The 24666-nt window shown below is 71.4% G+C and carries 19 protein-coding genes; 14 read left to right on the top strand and 5 right to left on the bottom strand.

The annotated features are described in order from the left end of the window. Window positions 1-80 precede the first annotated feature (80 nt). From EV375_RS22270 to EV375_RS22260, 3 genes are all read left to right on the top strand, one after another. On the top strand, window positions 81-884 hold the full coding sequence (locus EV375_RS22270; protein WP_130301194.1) for a GOLPH3/VPS74 family protein: 804 nt from the start codon (window positions 81-83) through the stop codon (window positions 882-884). Between the two features lie 494 nt (window positions 885-1378). Then, window positions 1379-2239, top strand: coding sequence for a Scr1 family TA system antitoxin-like transcriptional regulator (locus EV375_RS22265; RefSeq protein ID WP_130301193.1), 861 nt, complete (start codon window positions 1379-1381; stop codon window positions 2237-2239). Between the two features lie 137 nt (window positions 2240-2376). Beyond that, window positions 2377-2586: a DUF397 domain-containing protein gene (locus EV375_RS22260; protein WP_130301192.1), complete on the top strand. Its 210-nt coding sequence runs from the start codon at window positions 2377-2379 to the stop codon at window positions 2584-2586. A 169-nt stretch (window positions 2587-2755) separates the two neighbouring features. Here EV375_RS22260 and EV375_RS22255 read toward each other — a convergent pair whose 3' ends face one another. Both EV375_RS22255 and EV375_RS22250 read right to left on the bottom strand, forming a co-directional pair. Beyond that, complete coding sequence (locus tag EV375_RS22255) at window positions 2756-3850, bottom strand: ADP-ribosylglycohydrolase family protein (protein WP_130302038.1); 1095 nt, start codon at window positions 3848-3850, stop codon at window positions 2756-2758. A gap of 109 nt (window positions 3851-3959) precedes the next feature. Beyond that, window positions 3960-6560 carry a bifunctional FO biosynthesis protein CofGH gene (locus EV375_RS22250; protein ID WP_130301191.1) on the bottom strand — a complete coding sequence of 867 codons (2601 nt, stop codon included), beginning with the start codon at window positions 6558-6560 and terminating at the stop codon, window positions 3960-3962. Between the two features lie 131 nt (window positions 6561-6691). Here EV375_RS22250 and EV375_RS29240 point away from each other — a divergent pair, with 131 nt between their 5' ends. From EV375_RS29240 to EV375_RS22185, 10 genes are all read left to right on the top strand, one after another. Beyond that, a complete protein-coding gene (locus EV375_RS29240) occupies window positions 6692-7300 on the top strand; it encodes a hypothetical protein (RefSeq protein ID WP_165434796.1) in 609 nt (202 codons plus the stop codon). A gap of 283 nt (window positions 7301-7583) precedes the next feature. Then, window positions 7584-9083, top strand: a complete 1500-nt coding sequence (locus EV375_RS22235) for a CehA/McbA family metallohydrolase (protein ID WP_486588770.1) — start codon at window positions 7584-7586, stop codon at window positions 9081-9083. 462 nt (window positions 9084-9545) lie between these two features. Continuing rightward, window positions 9546-11168, top strand: coding sequence for an ATP-binding protein (locus EV375_RS22225; protein WP_165434795.1), 1623 nt, complete (start codon window positions 9546-9548; stop codon window positions 11166-11168). Further along, window positions 11165-11590, top strand: a complete 426-nt coding sequence (locus EV375_RS22220) for a roadblock/LC7 domain-containing protein (RefSeq protein ID WP_130301186.1) — start codon at window positions 11165-11167, stop codon at window positions 11588-11590. Before EV375_RS22225 ends, EV375_RS22220 begins: the two co-directional genes overlap by 4 nt. Next, a complete protein-coding gene (locus EV375_RS22215) occupies window positions 11587-11955 on the top strand; it encodes a DUF742 domain-containing protein (RefSeq protein WP_130301185.1) in 369 nt (122 codons plus the stop codon). The genes EV375_RS22220 and EV375_RS22215 overlap by 4 nt, the downstream gene beginning before the upstream one ends. 139 nt (window positions 11956-12094) lie before the next feature. Continuing rightward, window positions 12095-12670 (top strand): GTP-binding protein, encoded by a 576-nt coding sequence (locus EV375_RS22210; protein WP_055484464.1) that lies wholly within the window; start codon window positions 12095-12097, stop codon window positions 12668-12670. Between the two features lie 188 nt (window positions 12671-12858). Further along, window positions 12859-14247, top strand: a complete 1389-nt coding sequence (locus EV375_RS22200; protein ID WP_486588769.1) for a cytochrome P450 family protein — start codon at window positions 12859-12861, stop codon at window positions 14245-14247. 71 nt (window positions 14248-14318) lie between these two features. After that, a complete protein-coding gene (locus tag EV375_RS22195) occupies window positions 14319-15527 on the top strand; it encodes a cytochrome P450 family protein (RefSeq protein WP_486588768.1) in 1209 nt (402 codons plus the stop codon). 262 nt (window positions 15528-15789) lie between these two features. After that, on the top strand, window positions 15790-18744 hold the full coding sequence (afsR, locus tag EV375_RS22190; RefSeq protein WP_130301183.1) for an SARP-family global regulator AfsR: 2955 nt from the start codon (window positions 15790-15792) through the stop codon (window positions 18742-18744). A 221-nt stretch (window positions 18745-18965) separates the two neighbouring features. Next, window positions 18966-19214, top strand: a complete 249-nt coding sequence (locus tag EV375_RS22185) for a hypothetical protein (RefSeq protein ID WP_130301182.1) — start codon at window positions 18966-18968, stop codon at window positions 19212-19214. A 435-nt stretch (window positions 19215-19649) separates the two neighbouring features. On the opposite strand, the gene EV375_RS22180 is transcribed toward EV375_RS22185, so the two are convergent. Then, complete coding sequence (locus EV375_RS22180; protein ID WP_130301181.1) at window positions 19650-20192, bottom strand: hypothetical protein; 543 nt, start codon at window positions 20190-20192, stop codon at window positions 19650-19652. A gap of 194 nt (window positions 20193-20386) precedes the next feature. Between EV375_RS22180 and EV375_RS22175 the strand changes: the two genes are divergently transcribed. Continuing rightward, on the top strand, window positions 20387-21343 hold the full coding sequence (locus EV375_RS22175) for a hypothetical protein (protein ID WP_130301180.1): 957 nt from the start codon (window positions 20387-20389) through the stop codon (window positions 21341-21343). A gap of 19 nt (window positions 21344-21362) precedes the next feature. On the opposite strand, the gene EV375_RS22170 is transcribed toward EV375_RS22175, so the two are convergent. Continuing rightward, on the bottom strand, window positions 21363-21743 hold the full coding sequence (locus EV375_RS22170; RefSeq protein ID WP_130301179.1) for a VOC family protein: 381 nt from the start codon (window positions 21741-21743) through the stop codon (window positions 21363-21365). A 91-nt stretch (window positions 21744-21834) separates the two neighbouring features. Continuing rightward, window positions 21835-24432 carry a protein serine/threonine kinase AfsK gene (afsK, locus tag EV375_RS22165; protein WP_130301178.1) on the bottom strand — a complete coding sequence of 866 codons (2598 nt, stop codon included), beginning with the start codon at window positions 24430-24432 and terminating at the stop codon, window positions 21835-21837. Between the last annotated feature and the right edge of the window lie 234 nt (window positions 24433-24666).

Below are 24666 nucleotides of genomic sequence, written 5' to 3'. Positions count from 1 at the left end.
CCGTCCATAACGCCCAGGCACTCTCGACAGACCATTGTGAGAGGGGTCACCCTGTCAGACATCCACGCGGGGAGGCATGGATGGGCAGGAGCCGCAGAACTATTCCGGAGGAGCTTCTGCTGCTGGCTTTGGACCCGGCCACGGGCACCACGGCACAGCCGCAGTCGCTTGACCTCGGCCTGGCCGGGGCCCAGCTCGTCGAGCTGGCTCTCGCAGGACGTATAGCCCCTGACGGGGACCGTATCGCCGTGGTGCTGCCACGGCCGACCGGAGATCCAACTCTGGACTCCGCACTGGAGTTGCTGCGAAGGCGTGGCAGTCCGGTGCGCGCCGTCCACTGGATCGGCGGACCCCGGTTGGGGCTTCGCCAAACCTATCTCACACACCTGGAGCGGTGCGGCATGGTGCATGCCGTATCAAGCCAGATGTGCGGGGTGTTGCCGACAACGCGCTACCAGGCGACGGAGACGACGATCAGCCGGGAGATCCGAACCCGGCTGGATGCCGCGATCCGTACCGGCGTACCACCGGACCCGCGGACGGCAGCGCTCGCAGCGCTGGCCCACGCGGTCGGGCTCGGCAAGCACCTCTATCCCGGCAACGAGGGGCGCTCGTGCCGCTCCCGGCTCCGGGACCTGATAAGGCACGACCCGATGGGCGGTCTCGTCGCGCACGCCGTGATGGATGTGCAGAACGGCGCAGGGGCGCAGCCCCGGCGTGCGGCGGGCAACGGCGCGGCCGGGGCTCCGGCACCGCCGGCCACCCAGAACGGTCGTCCCGCGGCAGCGCGCGCGGGCGTACCCTCCGGGCACGTCCAGTCCAGGCAGGTGCCCGAGAAGGCACGGCCGAGCATCGGCGGGATGGTCCGCGCCGGCGCACGCTGATCACAGGGTGCGCGTGAGCGCACCTGGCACAACCGGCACCGCCTCAACGCGCGTGCCGGGGCCGCGATGACGCGCGGGGTGGTGGTCCGGCTGTCCAGGAGGACGGCCGGACCACCACCCCGCGCGCATGCGTACGGGGCGGACGAGCGCGTACGGACCGGGCCGGGGAGGCGGGAGGGCAAGCGCTCCGCCCTGCACCGGGCGGCGTGACAACCACCCTGATCTGCAACGGCGTTGGCGGCAAGGGGCGCGCACGGGCGGATGTGGGCAATGCGGTGTGCGCCCGCTGCGCGACGCGCACCGTTTTCCGCGCCGGCACGGTCCCGCGAGCCGGGCCGGAGGATGCGCGGGCTTCCCTTCGTGACTTCTTGGCCGTAACCCGATGCGCCCGTGTGCCCGGCTCCGCACCCTCTGTTGCCAATCGCCAGCGAGATCGCTCACGGTAGTGGCAATCTACTTGAAAGTAGTCGTACTTACGCGGAGGTGCACCCCCAGTGGCGTCAAACGTCAACCCCACCGTCCGGCGCCGCCGCCTGGGCCAGGAGCTGCGTCGTCTCCGCGAGTTGAAGAACATGACGGCCGAGGAGGTCGCGGACCGCCTGCTGGTCTCCCAGTCGAAGATCAGCCGTCTGGAGAACGGGCGCCGCAGCATCAGCCAGCGCGACGTGAGGGACCTGTGCGGTGTCTACGAGGTCGAGGACAAGCGCATAGTCGAGTCGCTGATGCAGATGGCCAAGGAGTCCCGCCAGCAGGGCTGGTGGCACGCGTTCGGGGACATCCCCTACAGCGTCTACATCGGCCTGGAGACGGACGCGGCCTCCCTGCGGGTCTACGAACCCCAGGTCGTGCCGGGCCTGTTGCAGACACGGGCGTACGCGGAGGCCGTGTGCGAGGGCGCGCAGCCCGAGGCGTCCCCCGCGGACATCGAGAAGCGCGTGCAGGTGCGCATGCGCCGCCAGGAGCGGATCAGCGAATCGCGCCATCCGCTGCGGCTGTGGGCGGTGCTCGACGAGTCGGCGCTGCGCCGCCAGGTGGGCGGCCGGCAGACCATGATCGAGCAGTTGGAACGGCTCAACGAGGTCTCGCAGCTGCCGCATGTGACGGTTCAGGTGATGCCGTTCTCGATGGGCGCGCATCCCGGCGTCAACGGGCAGTACGCGATTCTCGAGTTCCCCGACGCCTCGGACTCCTCCGTCGTGTATCTGGAGGGCGTGACGAGCGACCTGTATCTGGAGAAGTCGCACGACGTGCAGAGCTACAGCGTCATGTACGAGCATTTGCGCGCCGAAGCTCTCAACCCGGACCAGACGCGTGAGTTCATCGAGAATGTGGCAAAGGACTATGCCCGTGGCTGAGCGGCGGGGAGCGTACACCCTGCACAGGAGGGCGTGAAGAGTCGTAGTGAATATGCCATCCGGTCGAGTGAACGGCCTCTTCGCTTCGGGAAATCGAGGCGTACGGTCGCCCACGGAGTCGAACAACCGGAGCAGACATGGCAATTCAGCAGGGAAACACAAGCGACTGGGTCAAATCGAGCTACTCGGCGAACGGTGCGTGTGTCGAGGTGAAATCCCCTACCCGGGGCGCGGTGGCCGTACGTGACTCGAAGGTTCCGGACGGGCCGTTGCTGGACTTCCCACCGCGGGTCTGGACGGGCTTCGTGACCGGTGTGTGCGACGGAGATTCCGTCCGCACCGGCTGAAGCACCGCCGGCGTCCAGCCAAGAGCCCTCTCGACCGGTCCGCCGTCCCTGCCGAGGGGGCTCTTTCCATGTCCGGGAGACAGGCGCACGCGGAAGCGGGCGACTTGTCCCGTGAGGACTCGAGTCCCTTCTGCGCAGGTGCAGTTCAGTGGTCCGCGAAGGGGCGCGGTCAGGCCCGCGGGTAGCGGGTCAGCCACGCCTGCGAGGCCGCGCCCGGGGCGTGCAGCGCAGGCCCCTGGGTCATCTCCATGGCGAAGTCGTCGGCCAGTTCGAGCACTGTCGAACGCCCCTCCAGCTCCGCGACCCACGCGGGCGGAAGCGCCGTCTCCCCGTGCATGGTGCCCAGAAGGTTGCCGCAGACCGATCCGGTGGAGTCGCTGTCACCGCTGTGGTTCACGGCGAGCAGCAGCCCGTGCCGTACGTCCTCGGCGACCAGTGCGCAGTAGACGCCGATCGAGAGCGCCTCCTCGGCGGTCCAGCCCTGACCGAGCGCCTCCACTCGTTCAGCCGACGGCATGCCCTGGCGGACCGCGCCGAGCGCCCTCTTCAGGGCGTTCGTCGTCTCCTCGTGGCCCGGCCGCGTGGCGAGCTGGGCCAGCGTCTTCTGCACGGCGTGGTCGAGGGTGTCCTTGCGGGCCAGGGAGTGAATGATCGCGGAGAACGCGCCCGCCGCCAGATATCCCGTGGGGTGCCCGTGCGTCTGGGCGGCGCACTCCACGGCGAGCTGGAAGACCAACTGCGGCTCCCAGCCCACCAGAAGCCCGAAGGGCGCCGAGCGCATGACGGTGCCGCAGCCCTTCGACTCGGGATTCTTGGGCCTCTCCAGAGTGCCCATGCGCTCGTCCGCGAGTCCGCTGAGGCACGTCTTGCCCGGGGAGCGCTGGGCGTACAGCCACTCCTCGCGCGCGAGCCAGCCGTCCTCCGTCTTGCGCTCGTCCGGGCCCCAGTCCCGCTGCGTCGCGGCCCACCTGAGATAGGCGGCGTGCACGTCCGTGGGCGGGTGCCAGGCGCCGGTGTCCCGGCGTACGTGCGCGCGGATGAGGCCGTCCATGGTGAAGAGCGTCATCTGAGTGTCGTCCGTGATGGACCCGCGCCGGCCGTAGGCGGGCACGAAATCGGTCACTCCGGCCTCCCCGTGGGCCTGCCGGATCGCGCTCAGCGAGTCGGACTCGATGCCGGCCCCGAGCGCGTCCCCGATCGCACCGCCCAGGAGGCAGCCTCGCACCCTGCTGCGGAAATCCTGCTGCTCGGTGCGGCCCCACATGGCATCACCGCCGGAAGCGGCCACGTCTCTCTCCAACTGGTACGGCTGACGGGTCAGGGCTGCCGGGGGAGGTCGGCCCCTCGGCAGCTCAGCACTCTAGAACGCCGGTTCAGTTTTCCAACACCGGGAGGAGCTCCGGAAGGTGCCCGTCGGAACGGTGAGCGGCCTCCACGCGTTCCGCCGGCACCTGACCGTACAGCGTCGTACGGGCACGCGCCGGACGGCCCGCGGCCTCGGCGATCGCGACGAGGTCCTGGATGGAGCGGTACGAGCCGTAGGAGGAGCCGGCCATCCGGGAGATCGTCTCCTCCATCAGCGTGCCGCCCAGGTCGTTGGCGCCGGAGCGGAGCATCTGCGCCGCGCCCTCCGTGCCGAGCTTGACCCAGCTCGTCTGGATGTTGGGGATGTACGGGTGCAGCAGGAGCCTCGCCATGGCGGTCACGGCACGGTTGTCGCGTGCCGTGGGGCCCGGCCGGGCGATGCCCGCCAGGTAGACCGGCGCGTTGGTGTGGATGAAGGGCAGCGTGACGAACTCGGTGAACCCCTCGGCCCCCTTGGCGAGCGCCGACTGCTGGATCGCCGCGAGCCTGCGCAGATGGCCGACCCAGTGACGGGGCTGGTCCACGTGCCCGTACATCATCGTCGAGGACGAGCGGATGCCCAACTCGTGTGCCGTTCCGATGACTTCGGCCCACGTGTCGGCGGGCAGCTTGCCCTTGGTGAGGATCCAGCGGACCTCGTCGTCGAGGATCTCGGCCGCGGTGCCGGGAACGGAGCCGAGGCCCGCCTCGCGTGCCCGCAGCAGCCACTCGCGGATCGAAAGGCCGGTGCGGCTGGCGCCGTTGACGACCTCCATGGGTGAGAAGGCGTGCACATGCATCTCCGGCACGCGCTCCTTCACCGCGCGGGCGATGTCGAAGTACGCGGTGCCGGGCAGGTCCGGGTGGATGCCGCCCTGCATGCACACCTCCACCGCGCCCACGTCCCAGGCCTGTTGGGCACGGTCGGCGACCTGGTCGAGGGAGAGCGTGTAGGCGTCGGCGTCGGTGCGGCGCTGGGCGAAGGCGCAGAAACGGCAGCCCGTGTAGCAGACATTGGTGAAGTTGATGTTGCGCGTGACGATGTACGTCACGTCATCGCCGACGACGTCGTGACGCACCTCGTCGGCGATGCCGCACAGCGCGTCCAGGGCCGGCCCGTCGGCGTGCATCAGCGCGAGGGCCTCGTCGTCGGTGAGACGGGTCGGGTCGTCGGCCGCCGTGGACAGGGCCGCACGGACGTCGGTGTCGATCCGCTCGGGCGCCATGCCCGGCCGTGCGGCCTCGCGCAGCGACTCCCAGTCGCCGTAGACCTCGTCGAAGTCGTCGCGCCTGTCGGCGGTTCGCCCGTCGGTGTCGATGGTGCGGTGCAGGTCGGTGCGGCCCGACGGAGCGAGGTGTCCCTCGTCGGGCTCCTGCCAGGGCCGGCCCTCGACGGGCGCGTCCTCGCGGGCCAGGCCCGTCTCCGGTTCGACGAGTGCGTTCACGTGCGGCAGCAGCCGCGGGTCGAGCCACGGTTCGCCGCGCTTGATGAACTCCGGGTAGACCGGGAGCCGTTCACGCAGTACGAAGCCGGACGCCGCGGTGCGCTCCGCCAGGTCGTCGATCTGCGGCCAGGGACGCTCGGGGTTGACGTGGTCCCGTGTGAGCGGTGAGACGCCTCCCCAGTCGTCGATGCCCGCGTCGATGAGCATCGCGTACTCTCCGTCGACGAGGTTCGGCGGCGCCTGGATGCGTGCCGAGGGCCCCATGATGTGCCGCGCGACGGCGATCGTCGCGGCCAGTTCCTCGAGTTCGGCGTCCGGCATTCCGCGCATCGCCGTGTCCGGCTTGGCGCGGAAGTTCTGCATGATGAGTTCCTGGATGCCGTGGTATGCCCGCTGCACGCGGCGCAGCGAGAAGAGGGACTCGGCGCGCTCCTCGTACGTCTCGCCGATGCCGATCAACAGCCCCGTGGTGAAGGGGACGTTGGAGCGCCCGGCGTCCTCCAGGACGCGAAGCCGCACCGCCGGCTCCTTGTCCGGGGAGCCGTGGTGCGGGCCCCCGGGCTCGCTCCACAGCCGCTCGGCGGTGGTCTCCAGCATCATCCCCATGGACGGCGAGACGGGCTTGAGGCGCTGGAAGTCGGACCACGTGAGCACCCCGGGATTGAGGTGCGGCAGCAGGCCCGTCTCCTCCAGGACGCGGATGGCCATGGCCCGTACGTACGAGAGCGTGTCGTCGTAGCCGTGCGCCTCGAGCCACTCGCGTGCCTCGGGCCAGCGGTCCTCGGGCTTGTCGCCGAGCGTGAAGAGGGCCTCCTTGCAGCCTGTCTCGGCACCTCGGCGGGCGATCTCGAGAACCTCGTCCGGCGAGAGGAACATGCCGTGACCGTCGCGGCGCAGCTTGCCCGGGACGGTGACGAACGTGCAGTAGTGGCACTTGTCCCGGCAGAGCCGGGTGAGCGGTATGAAGACTCCGCGCGAGTACGTGATCACCCCGGGACGGCCGGCGGCTTCGAGTCCGGCGTCCCGGACGCGGGCCGCGGAGCGGGCGAGTTCGGTGAGGTCGTCTCCGCGTGCCTGGAGCAGGACGACGGCTTCGGCGGCGTCGAGGGTCACGCCGTCGCGGGCGCGCCGGAGAGCTCGCCGCATGGCGTTGGCGGTGGGGGCTGCCTGCGCGTTCGAAGTCATGAACCGAGCATACGAGCGGGGCCGTCGGCTCTCCGGAAGCGGACGCTGCGGCCAATGTCACATCGTCTACGGTGCTGCGTGACACACGGCCGCGCACCAGGGCGGCCGTTTCGGCAACTACGGGGGAATTCATGCGAGTTCGCTTTGTCACGACCACCGCCGCGCTGGTCCTCGCCGTACTGGGCGGGGGCTCGGTCGCGGCGCACGCGGCGCAGAGCGGGCCGGCCGGCGGGGCTTCGGGCGGGATCTCCGCGGCGGCCTCCGGCGGGACGTCGGCGGCGCCTGCCGGCGGGGGCGGCGACGAGGTAGAAACGCGGGCTGCGCCGGGCCGGATATCCGGCGGAGGCAGCAGGGGCGGCACGACCAGCGGCTCCTCCGGTTCGAGCACGAGCAGCACCACGGGCGGCAGTAAGAGCAGCAGCGGTACCAGCAGCACGGGCGGAAGCCTCGGCAGCACCGGTGGGGGCAGCAGTACAAGCAGCTCCGGCAGCACGGGCGGCACCGTCAGCACCAGCGGCGGCGTCAGCAAGACCAGTTCGGGCGGCGCCTCGAAGGGCACGTCGAGCCTCGGCGGCGCGACGACCACCACGACCGGCTCCGGCGGTCACGGCAGCCCCGGGCCGGCGCACACGAAGAAGAGCAGCAGCCGCTGGTGGCTGTGGCTGCTGGTGCCGCTGCTCATCGTCGTGATCGCGGTGGTGGCACTCGTCCTCGTGATCGCGTCCCGGCGCCGTTCCTGACCGTCGCGTCCGGGCGCGCCGCTCCCGACCGTCGCGTCCGGGCGCCGCTCCCGACTGTCGCGCCCGGGCGGTTCGCGCCCCCGCGGGCCGCCTCGTCCGGCCGTACGCTCCCCGCCCGGTGCCACCCCCCGTCGCGGGTGCGGGCGGAGTTTTCCACAGGGGTTTCCCCGCCCGTCTCCCGCGCGTACAACAGTGACTCGTGGCGTCACACAGGCGCCGCGGGACTACGGGTGCGGGGATTGCGGCAGCGAGCCGCTCGCAGGGGGAGGCACATATGTCGGGCGTGGAAAGACGTGACGTGCTGCGGCTGTCGGCGGTGGCGGGCGCCACGGGCGTACTCACTCTCGGCGGAGTGAGCTTCGCCGCCGCCGCCGACGGCTCCGAGAGGTCCAGGACCGTGAAGGGCCACCTGCCCACGGGTGCACCCGATTTCGTGTACCTGCCGGTCGAGATCCCGTCCGGCGTCCGCGAGATCGAGGTGGCGTACACCTACGACAAGCCGTCCGTGCCCGAGGGCACGAAGGGCAACGCCCTGGACATCGGCATCTTCGACGAGCGCGGCACAGCGCTCGGCGGCCGGGGGTTCCGCGGCTGGTCGGGCGGCGCACGCGACCGGTTCTCGATCAGCGCCGAGAAGGCGACACCGGGCTATCTGGCCGGCCCGGTGCGCGAAGGCACGTGGCATGTCGTCCTCGGCCCGTACACCGTCGCCCCGCAGGGGCTGGACTACGAGGTGACCGTCACCCTCCGGCACGGAAGTCCGGGCACCACGCCGCGGCCAGTCCACCCGCCGGAGCGTGCACGGGGCCGCGGCCGCGCCTGGTACCGGGGCGACTGCCATCTCCACACGGTGCACTCGGACGGCAAGCGCACCCCGCAGGAGACCGCAGGGGCCGCACGCGAGGCGGGGCTCGACTTCATCGCCACCACCGAGCACAACACCACGTCGGGGCACGGCGCCTGGGCGGGGTTGTGGGACGAGGACTTCCTGATTCTGTGCGGCGAGGAGATCACCACGCGCAACGGCCACGTTCTGGCCCTCGGCACGGACGCGGGCACGTTCGTCGACTGGCGCTACAGGGCGAGGGACGGTCACTTCTCCCGCTTCGCCCGCCGCATTCGCCGCGCCGGCGGCCTGGTCGTCCCGGCCCATCCCGACTGCCCCTTCGTGGGCTGCCAGTGGAAGTTCGGCTACGAGGACGCCGACGCCGTGGAGGTGTGGAACGGGCCGTGGACGGTGGACGACGAACTCGCGGTCGCCGCCTGGGACAACATGCTGATGGCTCCGCCGACCGGCCGGGGGCCGCTCCCCGCCATCGGCAACAGTGACGCGCATGCCGAGCCGCAGAAGGTGGGGCTGCCGCATACGGTCGTCCTCGCGGACGATCTCTCCCGACAGGCCCTGCTGGAGGGCATGCGCAAGGGCCGCAGCTACATCGCGGAGTCCTCGGTGGTCTCCGTGAAGTTCTCCGCCTCCGGCCCGCACGGTGAACACGCAGGCATGGGCGAGCGGTTGAGGGTGGACGGAGACGCGGAGGTCACCGTCCGGCTGGAGGTCTCGGGCGCTCCTGAGGGCGCGACGGCGAGGTTCCTCACCGACCAGGGCGAGATGTTCGCGGGGCCGGTCTCCGCGGAACCTCTGGAGTGGCGCACGACGGCCTCGCTGGCCGCGTACGTGCGCGCCGAGATACGTCACCGTCCGCCTGTCGGTTCGCCCGCCGAACTGCCCGGCGCCATGGCCGCGATGACCAACCCGGTGCGGCTCGGACGCGACGACGGCTGAGGCACGGATGCGAGGCGACAGCCGACGCAGGGTCCGCCCCCGGCGACGCCTCCACGTACCGCGCCTGCCGGGCCCGGCGCGGCGTCTCCCGGCGGTTGTGGAAGGGCCGACTGCCAGACGTCACAAGACCCCCGGTCTCGAAGGCCGGTCTCGAAGGCCGGTCTCGAAGGCCGGTCTCGAAGGCCGGTCTCGAAGGCCGCCGCAAGGGTTGTCACAAACAGAACTTGTCACTCACGAACGGGGCTACGGCACGCCGTGTCCGAACGCCCCCGTTGGAGGCGGAATGCGCTCAGTCGATGTGTACGGATGTTCCCGTTACGGGTGTGCACGCGATTGGTCTGCGGCAGCATGTGGGGACCCCCGGGCGACGAGTACCGATGGGCCGGTACCCATGGGCACGGTTCGCTCCCCCGCGCTCGTCCGAACCATCGATCACAGAAACCCAGTTGACCAAGGACGCCGATGACCGACACTCCGGTGGTGCTGATCGTATTCCTCGCCCTGGGTACGGTCGCCGTCGTTCTGGCTCTCCTTCTCGTCCGCTCGCGGCAAGAGCTGAGCAGATCGCAGCTGCACGTCGAGGCGGCCGGGACGCAACTCGAGCGCGCGTCACGGTACTCCGCCGACCTCGGGGCCAGACTCAGGGCCGCCGAGGCCGAACTCAGACATCTCGTCGAATCCCGCATCCCCGACCTGGCGACCTCCCTCGCCCACTCCCACGTCCCCGTCCCCGGCCCGCTCGGGACCGCGACGCTCAGCCCGGAGCTGGACCGTTCCATCGACGCCGTGCTGGTCCAGGTCCGCGAAGAGGTCGCCAAGGAACGCATCCGCGTCGACGCCGCCGCCCAGGCAGCCATGCGGGGCGCAACCACGACCATCCAGGCGCTGCTCTACCAGCTCCAGACTCTCCTCCAGCGGATGCAGGAGAAGTACGAGGACCCGCTCGTCGCCGAAGACCTGCTCGCCGCCGACTTCCTCAACGAACAGGCGCTGCGCCGCATCCAGTCGACCGCCGTGGTGTGCGGGGCCTGGCCGGGCCTGACGCGGGAGAACTCGCACCTCGCGGACATCGTCGTCGGCGCCTCGTCCAGGCTCAGCGGATACGAGCGCGTGCAGGTCACCAACCTGCTGCGCGACCCTGTCGGCGTGATCGCCCGCGCGGTCGAGCCGGTCGCCGTGACCCTCACGGAGCTGATGGCGAACGCCCTCCACCACTCCCACCCCGAACTGCCCGTCACCGTCACTCTCCAGCAGGGCAACCGCGGAGCGTCCGTGATCATCGACGACGCGGGAGTCGGCATGAACGCCGAGGAACTCGCCCGCGCCAAACGGCTGATGTCGGGCGCCGAGGCGCTCCTCGTCACCGAGCTCGGCGACCCTCCGCGCAACGGCTTCGCCGCCGTCGGACAGCTCGTCCGTCAGTACGGGTTCAGCGCGCACGTGGAGGCGTCGCCGTACGGAGGCGTGCGTGCCATCGTGCACATCCCCGGCGAGCCCCTGCTCACCCTGCTCGACGAGGCAGAGCACCCGATGTCGGTGATGGCCCCCTCACAGCCGCACAGCCTGCCCGTGCTGCCGGGGCGGCCCGCAACGGACGCACGTACCCCCGCGACGACGGCACCGACGGCGGCCCCGACAACGGGAGCGGAGCTGCCACGCCGGCGCAGGCGGCGCCCTGCCGACGCCGAGGAGGAGGCGGACGCCCCGGACGGCCGCGGCACGGAAGCAGTAGATGCACGAGCAACAGGAGATACAGGAGCAAGCGGCAAGAGCGCAGGGGGTACGGGAGCGGAAGAGGCCGGCGGGAGTGATCTGTTGCGGGGCCCGCGGACGGGCACGGGCCCCGCTCCGCCCTCGACACCCGAGGAGAGCGCCGAGCGCTGGTCCGCTTTCCAGAAGGGCACCGCGTCCGGACGAGCAGCCGCAGGAACGGATGCGCCCGGCACACCGGGCGCCACGGACAGCTCAGGCACCGCAGGCCCCGCAGGCAACACAGGCAGCTCGGGCAAGACGAACGAGACCGACAGGGCCGGCGATGCCGGCGACCCAGGCTCCGGTGCATCCGAAGGGGACCAGCCGACATGACCACTCCCGCGCACCGTTCCGTCCGAGAGGACACCTCCTGGGTGCTCGCTCCGCTCCTCGAACTGCCCCACGTGATCCACGCGGCCGTGATCTCGGGCGACGGCCTCATCGAGGGCCGCTCGCCCGAACTGGGGCGTGACTCCGCCGAGGGCGTCGCAGCGATGATCTCCGCGCTGCAGGGCGCCGCCCGCACCACGACCGCGGCCTTCGCCGGCCGGTACGACGTCAAGCTGCGGCAGACCGTGATCGAGTCCGATCTCGGCTGGGTCTTCGCGATACCCGCCGGGGAGAACACCTGCCTTGCCGTCTTCGCCGGGCCGGAGGTCAACATGGGGGTCGTCACGCATCAGATGCAGGTCCAGGTGGCCACCCTCGGCTCCAAGGCCATGAGCCGTCCGACACGGAGCGACAGCCCGGCATGAATCCGCCGCCGCGTGACCACCGACGGCTCGTGCCCGCGTATCTGGCCACGACCGGACGCGCGCGGCCCAGCCGCAACACGCTCGACCGGCTCACGGTGCTGCACGCCCCGGGCGACCCGCAGGGCAGCGGGCTGCGGCCCGAGCAGCGGCGCCTGCTGGAGCTGCTTCAGCCCGGTCCGCTGTCCCTGGCCGAAACGGCGGCGCATCTGCGGCTGCCGGTCAGCGTCGTGAAGGTCATGGTGGCCGATCTCGTCGACGCGGGCCGGCTGGCGGCCCGCGCCCCCGTACCCGAAGCCGAACTGCCCGAGCGGCAGATTCTGGAGAAGGTTCTGGATGGACTCCGCACTCTCAAGTCCTCGCGATGACAACCCCGGTGACGACAAGGGTGACGACCCCGGCGGCGGTCCCGGCAACTCCCCCGCGGACGAAGGTGAGGTACGTCCGGCCGCCGGCCGCAACGGGGAGGCGGGGCGCAACGGCGCGGTTCCGCCGCCGGAGAGGGGCATCTACCTCGACGCCGAACGGCCCCAGACCCTGGTGAAGCTGCTGGTGGCCGGGCCGTTCGGGGTGGGCAAGACCACGTTCATACGTTCCCTGTCCGAGACGGAAACGCTGCACACGGAGGAGGTGCTGACCAGCGGCAGTGCGCTGGTCGACGACCTCTCCGGTATCCGCGAGAAGTCCACGACGACCGTCGCGATCGACTTCGGCCGGCTGACGCTGCCCGGCGACCTCGTTCTCTACATGTTCGGCACGCCCGGGCAGCGTCGCTTCTCGCCGCTGTGGCAGGACATCTCGCGCGGAGCGCTGGGAGCACTCGTGCTGGCCGACACCCGCCGGCTGTCCGACTCCTTCGAGGTCATGGACATGATCGAGGACGCGGGGCTGCGGTACGCGGTCGCGGTCAACGCCTTCCCCGACTCGCCCTCGCACCATCCCTCCACGCTCCGCGACCACCTCGACCTGCTGCCCGACACCCCGCTCGTGCTGTGCGACGCGCGCGACCGCGACCAGGCCACGGACGCGCTCATCGGACTCGTGGGCCACGTGCTCGCCTACACACCCCAGGAGACCGCGTGACCTCCGCCCCCGAACCGGACGCCCCGGAACCATCGGCACGAGAGACGACCGAACCCGGCACCCCCCGGCCACCCGAGGCGGTCACCACCGAGCCAGGCATCACCGAACCGGGCACCACCGAACCGGGCACCACCGACCGTGCCGCGGCCGAACAAGCCGAACCCGGCCCCGGCGCATCCGTCCGGGCCATGCCGCCGGGCAGCGAGCCGGACAACGACGTCGTACGGCTCTACGGGCCGGAGTTCGCCGCCGATCCGCAGGCGGTGTACGACCGGCTTCGTCGGTACGGCCCGCTCGCGCCCGTCGAGATCTCGCCCGGGGTGCCGGCGCTGCTGGTCACCGGCTACCGGGCCGCCCTCGATCTGCTGCACGATCCCGTGACCTGGTCGAAGGACTCACGGCTCTGGCAGGAGGCGCTGCCGGAGGATTCGCCGATCCTCCCCATGCTGGGCTGGCGCCCGAACGTCATGTTCAACGACGGGGACGAGCACGCCCGTTACCGGCAGGTGATCACCGACGGTTTCGACCGGGTCCCGCCGCACGACCTGCGGAGCACGGTGGTGAGCATCGCCGACTCGCTCATCGCCGGCTTCGGCGCGGACGGCCGTGCCGACCTGATGGGCCAATTCGCCCGGGTGCTGCCGCTGAAACTCTTCAACCGGCTCTTCGGGCTGCCCGATTCCTACAGCGGCCGGCTCATCTCCTCGCTCGCGGGAATGATGGAGGGCGATCCGGCGGAGGCGGCGGCGGCGAACGCCGAGTTCCAGGGCTACATCGGTGAGCTGATCGCCACCAAGAAGAGTGCCCGGGGCCGGGACCTGACGTCGTGGTTCCTGGATCATCCCGCGGAACTCAGCGACGAGGAGGTCACCCACCAGATCGTCCTCACGATGGGCGCGGGCCACGAGCCCACGACCAACCTGATCGGCAACGCCCTGTCCCGGATGCTCACCGACGAGCGCTACTACAGCACGCTCTCCGGCGGCGCCCTGACCCCGCGCGACGCGATCCAGGACGTGCTGCTGAACGAGCCCCCGATCTCCAACTACTCGGCGCACTTCCCGAGACGGGACGTGTACTTCCACGGCACATGGGTCCGTACCGGGCAGCTCGTCATGGTTTCCTACGCGGCCGCCGGCGCCGCACACGGCCGCGCCGCCGCCGGAACCGCAACCGGCGGCAGCGGCAGCGGAGTGAGCGGTTCCGGCGGCGGGGCCCATCTGGCCTGGTCGGCCGGCCCGCACTCCTGCCCCGTTCCCCGCCACGCACTGCTCATCGCGACCACCGCCATCGAACGGCTCACGGCCTGGCTCTCCGACATCGAGCTGGCCGTCCCGCACGACGAACTCGACTACCGGCCGGGGCCGTTCCACCGCGCACTCGTACAACTGCCCGCCCGATTCACTCCGATCAGCCCCGACCAGGCAGGAGCCACTCCATGGGACAGCAGGGACAGCAGGCACACGACGGGGAGCAGGGACCCGGGCAGCAGCGGGGGCAGCGGTCGACCACCCACGGCCCCGGAAGCTCCCCGACCCGCGTCGCCGGCCCAGGTCCCGCCGGCCAAGTTCCCCTAGACGCAGGCCCCGTAGACGCAGGTTCCGTAGACGCAGGCCCCGTAGACCCCGTCCACACCCGCCCGGTCCCCATCGACCCGGCCGGACGTGACATCCACGGGGAGGCCGACAGGCTCCGCGTATCCGGCCCCGCCGTCCTCGTGGAGCTCCCCGCGGGGATCCCCGCCTGGTCCATCAGCAGCTTCGACCTGCTCAAGCGCCTGCTGACCGACGACCGCGTCTCCAAGGACCCCCGTCAGCACTGGCCCGCCTGGCAGCGCGGCGAGTTCCACGACTCCTGGATACGTTCCTGGGTCGGCGTGACCAACATGTTCAGCTCGTACGGGGCCGAACACCGCCGCCTCCGCAAGCTCGTCGCCCCGGCCTTCACGGGCCGCCGCACGGAGGCGATGCTCCCCCGCGTCGAGCGGATCACCGGCGAACTGCTCGACGCGATGGCCGCGTTACCGGAGGGCGAGCCGGTCGACCTGCGTGCCGCCTACGCGCATCCGCTGCCGATGGGTGTGATCTGCGAACTCTTCGGCATTCCCGAGGAGCAGCGCCCCGGTGTGGCCCGCCTCGTCGAACAGATCATGGACACCTCCGCATCGCCGGAGGAGGCGGCGCGCACGGCGCAGGAGGTGCAGAGCACCTTCGGCGCGCTCGTCGCGCTCAAGCGGGAGCAGCCCGGTGAGGACCTGACCAGCGTGCTGGTCTCCGCCCGCGACGACGAGACCGGCTCGAAGCTCTCCGAGGTGGAACTGCTCGACACTCTCCTGCTCGTCGTGGGCGCCGGACACGAGACCACGGTCAACCTCATCGGCAACGCGGTGCACGCCCTGCTCACACACCCCGCGCAGCTCGAACTCGTCCTGAACGAAGAGGTGTCGTGGAACGGCGTCATCGAGGAGACGCTGCGCTGGGCGCCCAGCATCGCGTCGCTGCCGCTGCGTTACGCGGTCGAGGACATCGAGCTGCCCGGGGGCGCGACGATCCGTCAGGGCGATGCCATTCTCGCCACCTACGCCGCCGCCGGCCGCGACCCTGGCAGACATGGCGCCACCGCGGGGGAGTTCGACGTCCGGCGCACCGATGTGGAGCACCTGTCGTTCGGGCACGGCGTGCACTTCTGTCTGGGCGCCCCCCTCGCGCGCATGGAAGCCCGCACCGCGCTTCCCGCGCTCTTCGAGCGATTCCCGGCACTGCGCCTGGCGGTACCGCCGCAGGAGCTGGAGCAGGTGGAATCCTTCATCGCACACGGCTACCGCACGCTGCCGGTCCTGCTTCACGGGCGGCGCTGACATCGGATTCGGCTCGGACGGTGCCGGCGCCGGCGCCGTCCGGCCGGCCGGTCCGTCGACCGGTCGACCGGTCGGCCGGTCTGCCGGTCGGCCGGTCGGCGCCGGACGCTGTCGCGCCTCGCCCGGTACCACACCAATCGCCCCTGTTCCGCGGGAAGTTCGAAGGACCCGTGGAGGACCTGGGGCCCTGATGACGTATAGCTGACAAGCAAGGCAGACTGACCCCTGCGGGAGTGGGATAAGGAGCGCAGGGGGCCAAATCATGGGCGCCGAGGGGAAAATCGGCCGCGTGAACGAGCGGCAGGAGCACCGGTTGTGCTTCACCGTGCTCGGACCGGTCCGTGCCCACCGCGGTGACCACGAGATCCCCATGGGCTCGCCGCAGCAGCGTGCCCTGCTCGCCGCCCTCCTGCTGCGGGGCGGTCACACCGCGACGGCCGAGGAGCTGATCGACGCCATCTGGGGCGAGGAGCCCCCCGACCAGGCGAAGGCCGCGCTGCGCACGTACGCGTCCCGCATCCGCAAGGCGCTCGGCGGCGACGCGGAGCTGATGGTCAGCGAGTCCGGCGGGTACGCGATCCGCCCGGGGCGTGCGCCCTCGGACGTCGTCCTCGACGTGGACGCGGCCAACGCGCACGCCTCGGAAGCGGAGAAGGCAGCCGGGAGCGGCGACCGTCCGGGTGCCCGGCAGAGTTACGCCGCAGCGCTCGCGCAGTGGAGCGGGGAGGCGCTGGCGCACGTACCAGGGCCCTTCGCGGAGCGGCAGCGCAGCCGTCTTACGGAATGGCAGCTCTCCCTTCAGGAACACAGCATCGATCTGAGTCTCCAACTGGGCTGTCACACCGAGGCAGTCAGTGAACTGACGGCACTGACGGCAGCGCACCCCTTGCGCGAGCGGCTGCGGGAGCTGCTGATGCTGGCGCTGTACCGCAGCGGCAGGCAGGCCGAGGCACTGGCGGTCTTCGCCGATACGCGACGGATGCTCGCGGACGAACTGGGCGTGGACCCCTGCGCCGAGCTCATCGATCTCCACCAGCGGATCCTGGAGGGCGACGAGAGCCTCGCCCTCGCTCCGGACGAGCCGGCGGGCCCTGCCACTCCCAGGCCCGCCCAGCCCGCTCAACTGCCCGCAACAGTTCCGGACTTCACCGGCCGCGAGGCGTTCGTCGCGGAGCTCAAGGAGCAACTCGCCCAGGCGGAGGGCACGGTGATGGCGGTGTCGGCGGTCGCGGGTATCGGCGGCGTCGGCAAGACCACTCTCGCCGTGCACGTCGCGCACGCCGCTGCGGAGTACTTCCCGGACGGCCAGCTCTACGTCGACCTCCAGGGAGCGGGCCCCTCGGCGTGCGAACCCGAAGCGGTCCTGGGAGCGTTCCTGCGGGCGCTCGGTGTGCAGGACAAGCAGATTCCGGAGGGCGTCGACGAACGGGCCGGGCTGTTCCGGTCGCTTCTCTCGGGCCGCCGGGTGCTGACGTTCCTGGACAACGCGCGCGACGCGGCGCAGGTCCGTCCGCTGCTGGCCGGGGCGGCGGGCTGCGCGGCACTGGTCACCAGCCGTGTACGCATGGTCGATCTGGCCGGCGCGCACCTCATCGACCTCGATGTGATGAGCCCCGAGGAAGCGCTGACGCTGTTCACCCGCATCGTCGGCAAGGAGCGTGTCACCACGGAGCGCCAGGCGTCGATGGCCGTGGTCGGTGCCTGCGGATTCCTGCCGCTGGCCATCCGTATCGCCGCGTCCAGGCTGGCCTCACGGCGCACCTGGACGGTCGCCACGCTCGCCGAGAAGCTCGCCGACGAGCGCCGTCGCCTCGACGAACTCCGCATCGGCGACCAGGCGGTGAAGGCAACGTTCGAACTGGGCTACGGGCAACTCGATTCCGAACAGGCCCGCGCTTTCCGTCTGTTGGGCCTCGCCGACGGCCCCGACATCTCCCTTCAGGCGGCTGCGGCACTCCTGGACCGCACCGTCGCGACGACGGAGTCCCTGCTGGAGTCGCTGGTCGACGCGTCCCTGCTGGAATCGGCGGCGCCGGGCCGTTACCGGTTCCACGATCTGGTGCGGCTGTTCGCCCGTGCCTGCGCCGAGCGCGACGAACAGCCCCCCGCCCTGAGGGAGGATGCCTTCGCCCGGCTGCTGGACTTCTACCTCGCCACGGCCTCGAAGGTCTTCGCCCTCGAACGGCCGGGTGAACGGGCTCTGGACCACCTCATGCAGCCCAGCTCCAAGGGCATGTACTTCGCGGACCGGGACGACGCACTCGGCTGGCTCTTCTCCGAGGCCGACTGCGTCCTCTCGTGCGTGCAGCAGGCGGCGGACCGCGGCATGCTGCGCCACGCCGCCGATCTGCTGATCGCCGTCAAGGACTGCGCCGATTCCGGCGTGCACTCCCTGCGGTACGAACGGGCCGCCGCCGCTGTACGGGACGCCTCCCGCGCCGCAGACGACGCTCTGGCCGAAGCCCGGGTCCAGTCGATGCTGACGCACGCGCACATCGTCTCGGGCCGCTTCGACCAGGCGGACGAGACAGCACGACAGGCCAGCCGTCTCGCCGAAGCCGCCGACGACACGCTGACGACCTGCTGGTCACTGAATCAGCGCGGCATCATCGCCATCTGCCAGCGCCGCTACGCCGACAGCGAGGTTTTCCTGCTCCGGGCGATCGACGCCTTCCGGGTGGACGGCAATCGCCCCAGCGAAGCGAGCGCCCTGTGCAATCTGTCGGCGGTCAGCCTGGCGTCGGGCGACGTGGACCGGGCGATCCGGTTGACGCAGCAGGGCCTGGAGATCTACGAGAGCCTCGACCACAGAATGCGCATGGCCAACGGGAGATACGCGCTCGGGCGGGCTCTCGCGGGAGCCGACCGCATTCCCGAAGGGCTCGAGCAACTGGCCAAGGCCGTGGCGCTCTTCCGTGAGACCCGGCAGCCGTTGTGGGAGGGGACCTCTCATTTCCGCATTGCCGAGGCGCACTTGGCGGCGGGCCGTCCGGACCAGGCAGCCGGGCATGCCGAACAGGCCCTGGCACTGCGCGGTATCGGCGGCGAGTGGATGCGCGGCAGGATGCTGACCGTTTTGGGCCGTGCGCTGGTGGCGCTGGGTCAGCACGACCGAGGACGCGTGTGCTGGAAAGACGCACTGGCAGTCTTCGAGGACATGGGAGCCTCCGACGCCGACGAGGTCCGCGGACTGCTCACCGCTGCTCCTGCCGCGTAAACGCCCACCTCAGGCGCACTTATCGGGCGTTCATCGATCGTTTATCGCGGCTCGGCATGGTTATCGCATCGATCCGTCGCGTCGGGGGGCAGGCGGATCAGTCTGGGGGGAGGCCGCGCTCCGGCTATGGTGAGCGGCCCAAAGCCCGCCCGGCGGCCCACGGGGGAGTCGCTGGGCGGGCACGTAAGCACAATCGGCCACTGAGCCACAGGAGTTCGGCCATGAGCGAGACAACGCAGTCCACTGTCGAGGACCTCGAGAAGGAATTGCAGACCGTCGGCACCGACGGCGGCGTAGAGGTGAAGGACGAGCACGCACCCATCGGCGTCGAATCGGCGACGGATGAACACGCGCCCATCGGCGCCATGTCGGCGACGGACGAGCACGCGCCGATCGGCGCCGAATCGGCGACGGACGAGCACGCGCCCATCAGTGCCGAGTCGGTGAAGGCGGAAAGCCCGGGCCAGTAGGCCCGTTCCACGGGGGACACAGCGGGCGTGGCGTCAGCGGCGCGGAGGGGGCGCCGCTGACGCCACGCCCGCTGCTTGAGCGCCGGCCCAGGGGGAATCCTGAAGTTGCCCGTCGTTCGCTGCCCGCACGACCACGGAACTCCGAGGAGAGAAATGCTCAAAGCCCTGAGAACGCTCGTCGTTTGCTCGTTACTCGTAGTCGGAGCAGCCTCTCCAGCAGTGGCCGCCGCAGCTGCGCCGTCCCACGCGACGAGCGCGCACGGCGTCCACATCAACGGGACCGAGGAGGAGCACGCGCCCTGACGTCCGACGCTTCACCGGAGGTGGCGGGCCGCGATCGCGGCCCGCCACCTCCATGTCGTTCTCGTCCTCGGCATCAGGGTCCGGAAGACAGGCAGTCAGCCCACCGGCACCCCGCCCCGCCGCGCTCGGACGTCAACTCACCGATTCGACAAGGCATTCGGAGACGTCGCCGATGCGCTTCGGGTGCGCCATCGGTACGTCCACGGACTCGGTGTCCCTGCTGCCGACCCTCACGCGCGCCTCGCCGGAGTCGACGCCGAGCCCGGACGTGTCGACGAACTTGACCTTCACCCGGTAGGTCTTGGTGTAGCTCTTCGGGTTACGGACCTCCACCACGGCCTTCGCTTCGCTGCCGCTCCGCGCCGCGCACTGCGTCACGGTCCCCGAGGCGGGTGACCGGTCGGCGGCGCTTCCGCTGCTCGAACCCGTCGTCCCCGTAGTGCTGTTGTAGCGCCGCGAACCGCTGTAGGAGCCGCCGCCCGATCCGTGCCTTTCCTTGCTCACGCTGTCGTGACCGCTCCCGCTGCTGTTGTGGCTGCTGGAGGTCGAACTGCTGCAGCCGCCGGACTTGCCGCCGCTGCGGTGACCGCCCCCTCCCTTGCGGCCGGGACTGAATCCGCTCAGCGCGACGAGTACGACTGCCACGGCCGCGATGAGCTTGAGATGGCGCGACATGGTTGATACCCCCGATTCTTGGCATGGCCATTGAGGGCTGGTGCCCCGTGAGGGGACGCCGTGCGGTGGCCGAAGGGTTCCGCCCGGCGTACCGTTTTCTGCGGGACGACGCACGCCTGCGACGTCCGCCTGCTTCCCGACGGGCGAGCACCCGCGGGGAGGAGTGACCCGGCGCCGGAAGCGAGGCGTGGCCGATGGTCCGGAATCTGCTCGGCATGCTGATCGCGCTCGTGGGGGCGGCCGCGGCGGCGTGGAGTCCCTTCCTCACCTGGTACGGCGGTCGGCTCGGCCGCGACTACCGGGTCGGTGAGCTGTTCACACCCACCGGCATCACAGGCACCCAGGCCGGTCTGTGGACCGGCCTGTTCCTTCCCATGCTGGTCGCAGCCTTGATCGCCCTCCTCGCGGCGCTGCTGCGTTCCCGCCTGCTGGTGACCCTTGCCGGAGCGATCGTGCTCGGCTTCACCGTCCTTTGGATGGTCCGCCAGGGGCAGGAGGCCGGCACGCTCACCGTCGGCGCCGGCGGACTGGCCGAAGGGGTCGGCTACGCGGTTGCCGGAGGCGTGCTGATGCTCCTCGCCGCGCTGGTGATGCGGGGACGCCGTCCCACGGGACGCCGCCGCAAGAGCCGTGGACGCCGTGCCCGCGTGGACGACAACAGCGCAGCCGCCTCCCCGGCGGTCCCGCACGAGAACCACGACTACTCCGGACTGCCGCAGCCCGGCGGCCCGTTCGAACCGGCACCGGGGCCGCATGGCGCATACCGGGCAGACGATTGGCAGGCCCACGGGCGGGGTCACGACCCGTACTTCGACGACGACTCCACCCCGGCGGAGGAGTGGGACCCGTGGGCGGCGGGACGTCCCGACCGTCCGCCCACCGTCCGGCCCCCTTACATCCGCCCGCCCGAGGAGGCGGAGCCCCCCGCCGAGCGGCCCGGCCAGGCGTCGGACGAACCGGCCGACCAGGCGCCGCAGGGTCCGCAGCGGCAGCCTCGGGCCCCCGGGGCCGACGGGCAGGACGCGCAGGACGGGCAGGACGGGCAGGACGGGCAGGACGAGCAGGACGAGCAGGACGAGCGCAATTCCGAGGGCACCCGGCGCCTCCCGCGACGAAGACCCGACCCACGCCGCGGCGGCACGCAGGAATGACTCCTGGCCCCGCTGGGTGTCAGTGCCCCGGCAGGAAGAGGAAGAACGGGTGCCCCGCCGGGTCGAACAGGACGCGCACGCCGTCCTGCGGCTGGAAATCCGCGACGACCGCTCCCCCGGCGGCGTGCGCCGAAGCGACGTCGAGATCGTCGACCTCGATGTCCAGATGGATCATCATCTGCTGCTCGCCGGGCCCCGCCGGCCAGGCCGGCCTCACGTGCTCCGGCTCCGTCTGGAAGGAGAGCCCGGGCCCGCCGTCCGGCGCCTCGAGCATCACCCAGTCCGGCTCGTCCCACTTCACCCGCCAGCCCATCAGGTGCCGGTAGAAGTCCGCCGGCGCACGCGGATCGGGTGTGCCGAGCACGATGCCGGAGAGCCTTGTCCGCGGTCCGCCACTCACGGCGCCTCCTCGTCCCGAAGCCGGTGGTCCGTCCCGAAGCCGGTGGTCGCTCCCGGGACCGTGACCCGTCCCGGACCAGCGGCCGATGTGTTCAGGCCTGACGGGCCTGTCCCGTGCCCTTCTCCGCGTCCAGTGCGTAGACGCAGCGGTCCTTGCTGCACGCGTAGACGACACCGCGGTCGGCCACCGGGGACCCGGTGATCTCGCCGCCCGTGGCCAGCTTCCAGCGGAGCTGCCCGCCCACGGCGTCGACCGTGTAGAGGCAGTGGTCCGCCGAACCGAAGTGGACACGTCCGTCCGCCACGACCGGCGCGCCCACCAGGTCGCCGCCGGCGGCGAACCGCCACCGCGGCGTGCCGCTGACCGCGTCCAGGGTGTAGAGCGCGCCGCCGCTGCCCAGATGGACGAGCCCGTCGGAGACCACGACCGGCTCCGTCGAGTGCCGGGCCTCCGTCGCGATCCGCCATCTGTCCTGGCCCGTGACGGCGTCGAGGGCGTAGACCGTGCCGAGGTAGTCGGCGAGGTACACGCCGCCGCCCGCGACGGCCGGGCCCGGCACGAAGGCCGGAGGGCTGAGGAAGGCCGCCGGGGCCTCGAAGCGCCACCGCTCCGCGCCGCTGACGCCGTCCAGAGCGTGGACGCGCGCACCCGCGCACACGTAGACCACGCCGTCCTCGGCCGCGGTCAGCCGCAGCGGAACGCCGCCCGTGGCTGCGGCTTCGCCCACCGGGTACGACCAGCGCTCGGCGCCCGTGCGGGCCTCCAGCGCGAACAGACGGCCCTCGCCCCACGTGTAGACGGTGCCGTCGTGCACCGAGGGACCGCCCTCGGGGGTCTCGAACTCGGTCTGCGCGCCGCCGAGTTCCCACAGCTTCTCGCCGCCGGCCGCGTCCCACACCTGTACGCCGCCGCCACGCGTACCCGTGACGACGGTGCCGGAGTCGACCTGGAGCGAGAACACCCAGCCGTCGGTGGCCAGCCGCCACAGCTCGGAGCCGTCGCGTGCGTCCAGCGCGTAGAGGCTGGGTCCGTCGGAGGCGTGCACACGCCCGTCGGAGACGGCCATGGACCAGGCCACCTCGCGCGTCCTGAACTGCCGGCGGCCGCTGGTGACGTCGAGCGCGTGCACCTCGAAGGAGGTGACGTAGACGAGATCGTCGGCGACGACCGGGGTGCCCCACACGTCGTTCGACATGCGGAACCGCCACGGGCGCCAGCGCTGAGGCTGCGACGGGCCCGCGGGGGCCTCGCCGACGGCACCGGGCGGCGGGACCGCTCCGGTCGGTCCGGCGAGCGGAGGCGGAGACGCCTCACCGCCCGAGCCGGGGGCGGGCCCCGGCGCTCCCGCTGCGGAGACCGGTGCACCGTTCGGGGGCCGCACCCATCCCGTCGCGGCACCCGCGGCCTCGGCGCGCGCCTCCTCGGAACGGCGCGGCCCGGGCCCGATGGGCACCTGCGAACCGGGCAGCCGCACGGAAGCACCGTCTGCCGCACCGGTCGGCGAAGGTGCCTCGGCGGGAGGAAGGGGTGCAGCGGCGTGTGCGGAGCCGTCGGCACGGCCGCCGCGTGCCGAAGGGGCGGGGTGCGACGCGAGCGAACCCACGGCGGACGGGCCTCCCGGACCGGCCGGAATGGCGTGCCTGGGGCCGCCGCGGCGGCCTCCGCCGGCGGCGTGCGCAGGCGCCGCGTCCGGGACTGCAGGAGGAGCGGAAGCGGCGGACGGTGCGGCACCCGCGTCGGGGGCACCCCCCGGCGGACCGTCCTGACGGTGCGAGGGCCGCCTCGGCGCGGGCCGTGCCCCGCGCTTGCGCTCGATGAGGGCCACGGCGCCCGCCGGCAGCCAGGCCGAAGCCGTGCCGCTGTCGTCGCCTCCGGCCGAGAAGAGGTGCGGGGCGAGCTGGGACTGGATGTCCGCAGGGCTGGGGCGTTCCTCGGCCGCCATGCGCATACAGGGGTCGATGAGGGGGCGCAGCTCATCGTTCAGCCCCTCCAGGTCCGGGCCGTCGCGCAGCAGCATGAAGACCGTCTCCACGGGGTTCGCGCCGTGGAAGGGCGCGTGCCCGGTGGCGGCGAAGACGAGGGTGGAGGCGAGGGAGAAGATGTCACTCGCGCCCGTGACGCTGCGGGAGTCGCGTGCCTGCTCGGGGGACATGTACGCGGGCGTGCCGACGGCAACGTTCGTCATGGTCAGGCGGGTGTTCGACACACCGGAGGCGATGCCGAAGTCGATGACGCGGGGCCCGTCCTCGACCACGAGGACGTTGGACGGCTTCAGGTCGCGGTGGACGAGCCCGGCACCGTGAATGGACTGGAGCGCCTCGGCGATCCCGGCCGCGAGCCAGCGGACGGCCTGCACCGGCAGGGGCCCGCACTCGTTGACTATCTCCTCGAGGGAGGGCGCCGGCACGAACGCCGTCGCGAGCCACGGCACGGCGGCCCTCGGGTCGGCGTCCACGACGGCCGCGGTGTAGAAGCCGCTGACGGCGCGCGCGGCCTCGACCTCACGCGTGAAGCGCACCCGGAACAGCTGGTCCTCGGCGAGCTCGGTCCGCACCGTCTTGATCGCCACACGACGGCCCGACGCCGAACGCGCGAGATAGACCAGCCCCATGCCCCCGGCACCGAGTCGGCCGAGCACCTCGAACTGGCCGATCCGTCGCGGATCGTGCTGCGTCAGCTGCTCCACCACTTACCTGCCACCTCCCCGTCGGGGCCACTCGAATCCCGCCCCAGTGCAGCTTCTCACTGCCGTACCGGCCACACGGTCCACAGGCTGATTCTTCCTGCCCAACGCGGTGGTTGCGAACCCGGGGGCCACCCCTGCGGGTCCGCGCAGGCCAAACAGTGAGGCGCGAGGCTTCATTCCGGTCCGCGCGCAGGCCGGTGCGGGACCGGCCCGGTGTTCGCCGCGCGGCCGCTCGCC

Source organism: Streptomyces sp. CNZ301 (assembly GCF_004217425.1).
The sequence above is the reverse complement of the archived record's forward strand: the minus strand, read 5'-3'. Positions and strand labels throughout refer to the sequence as shown.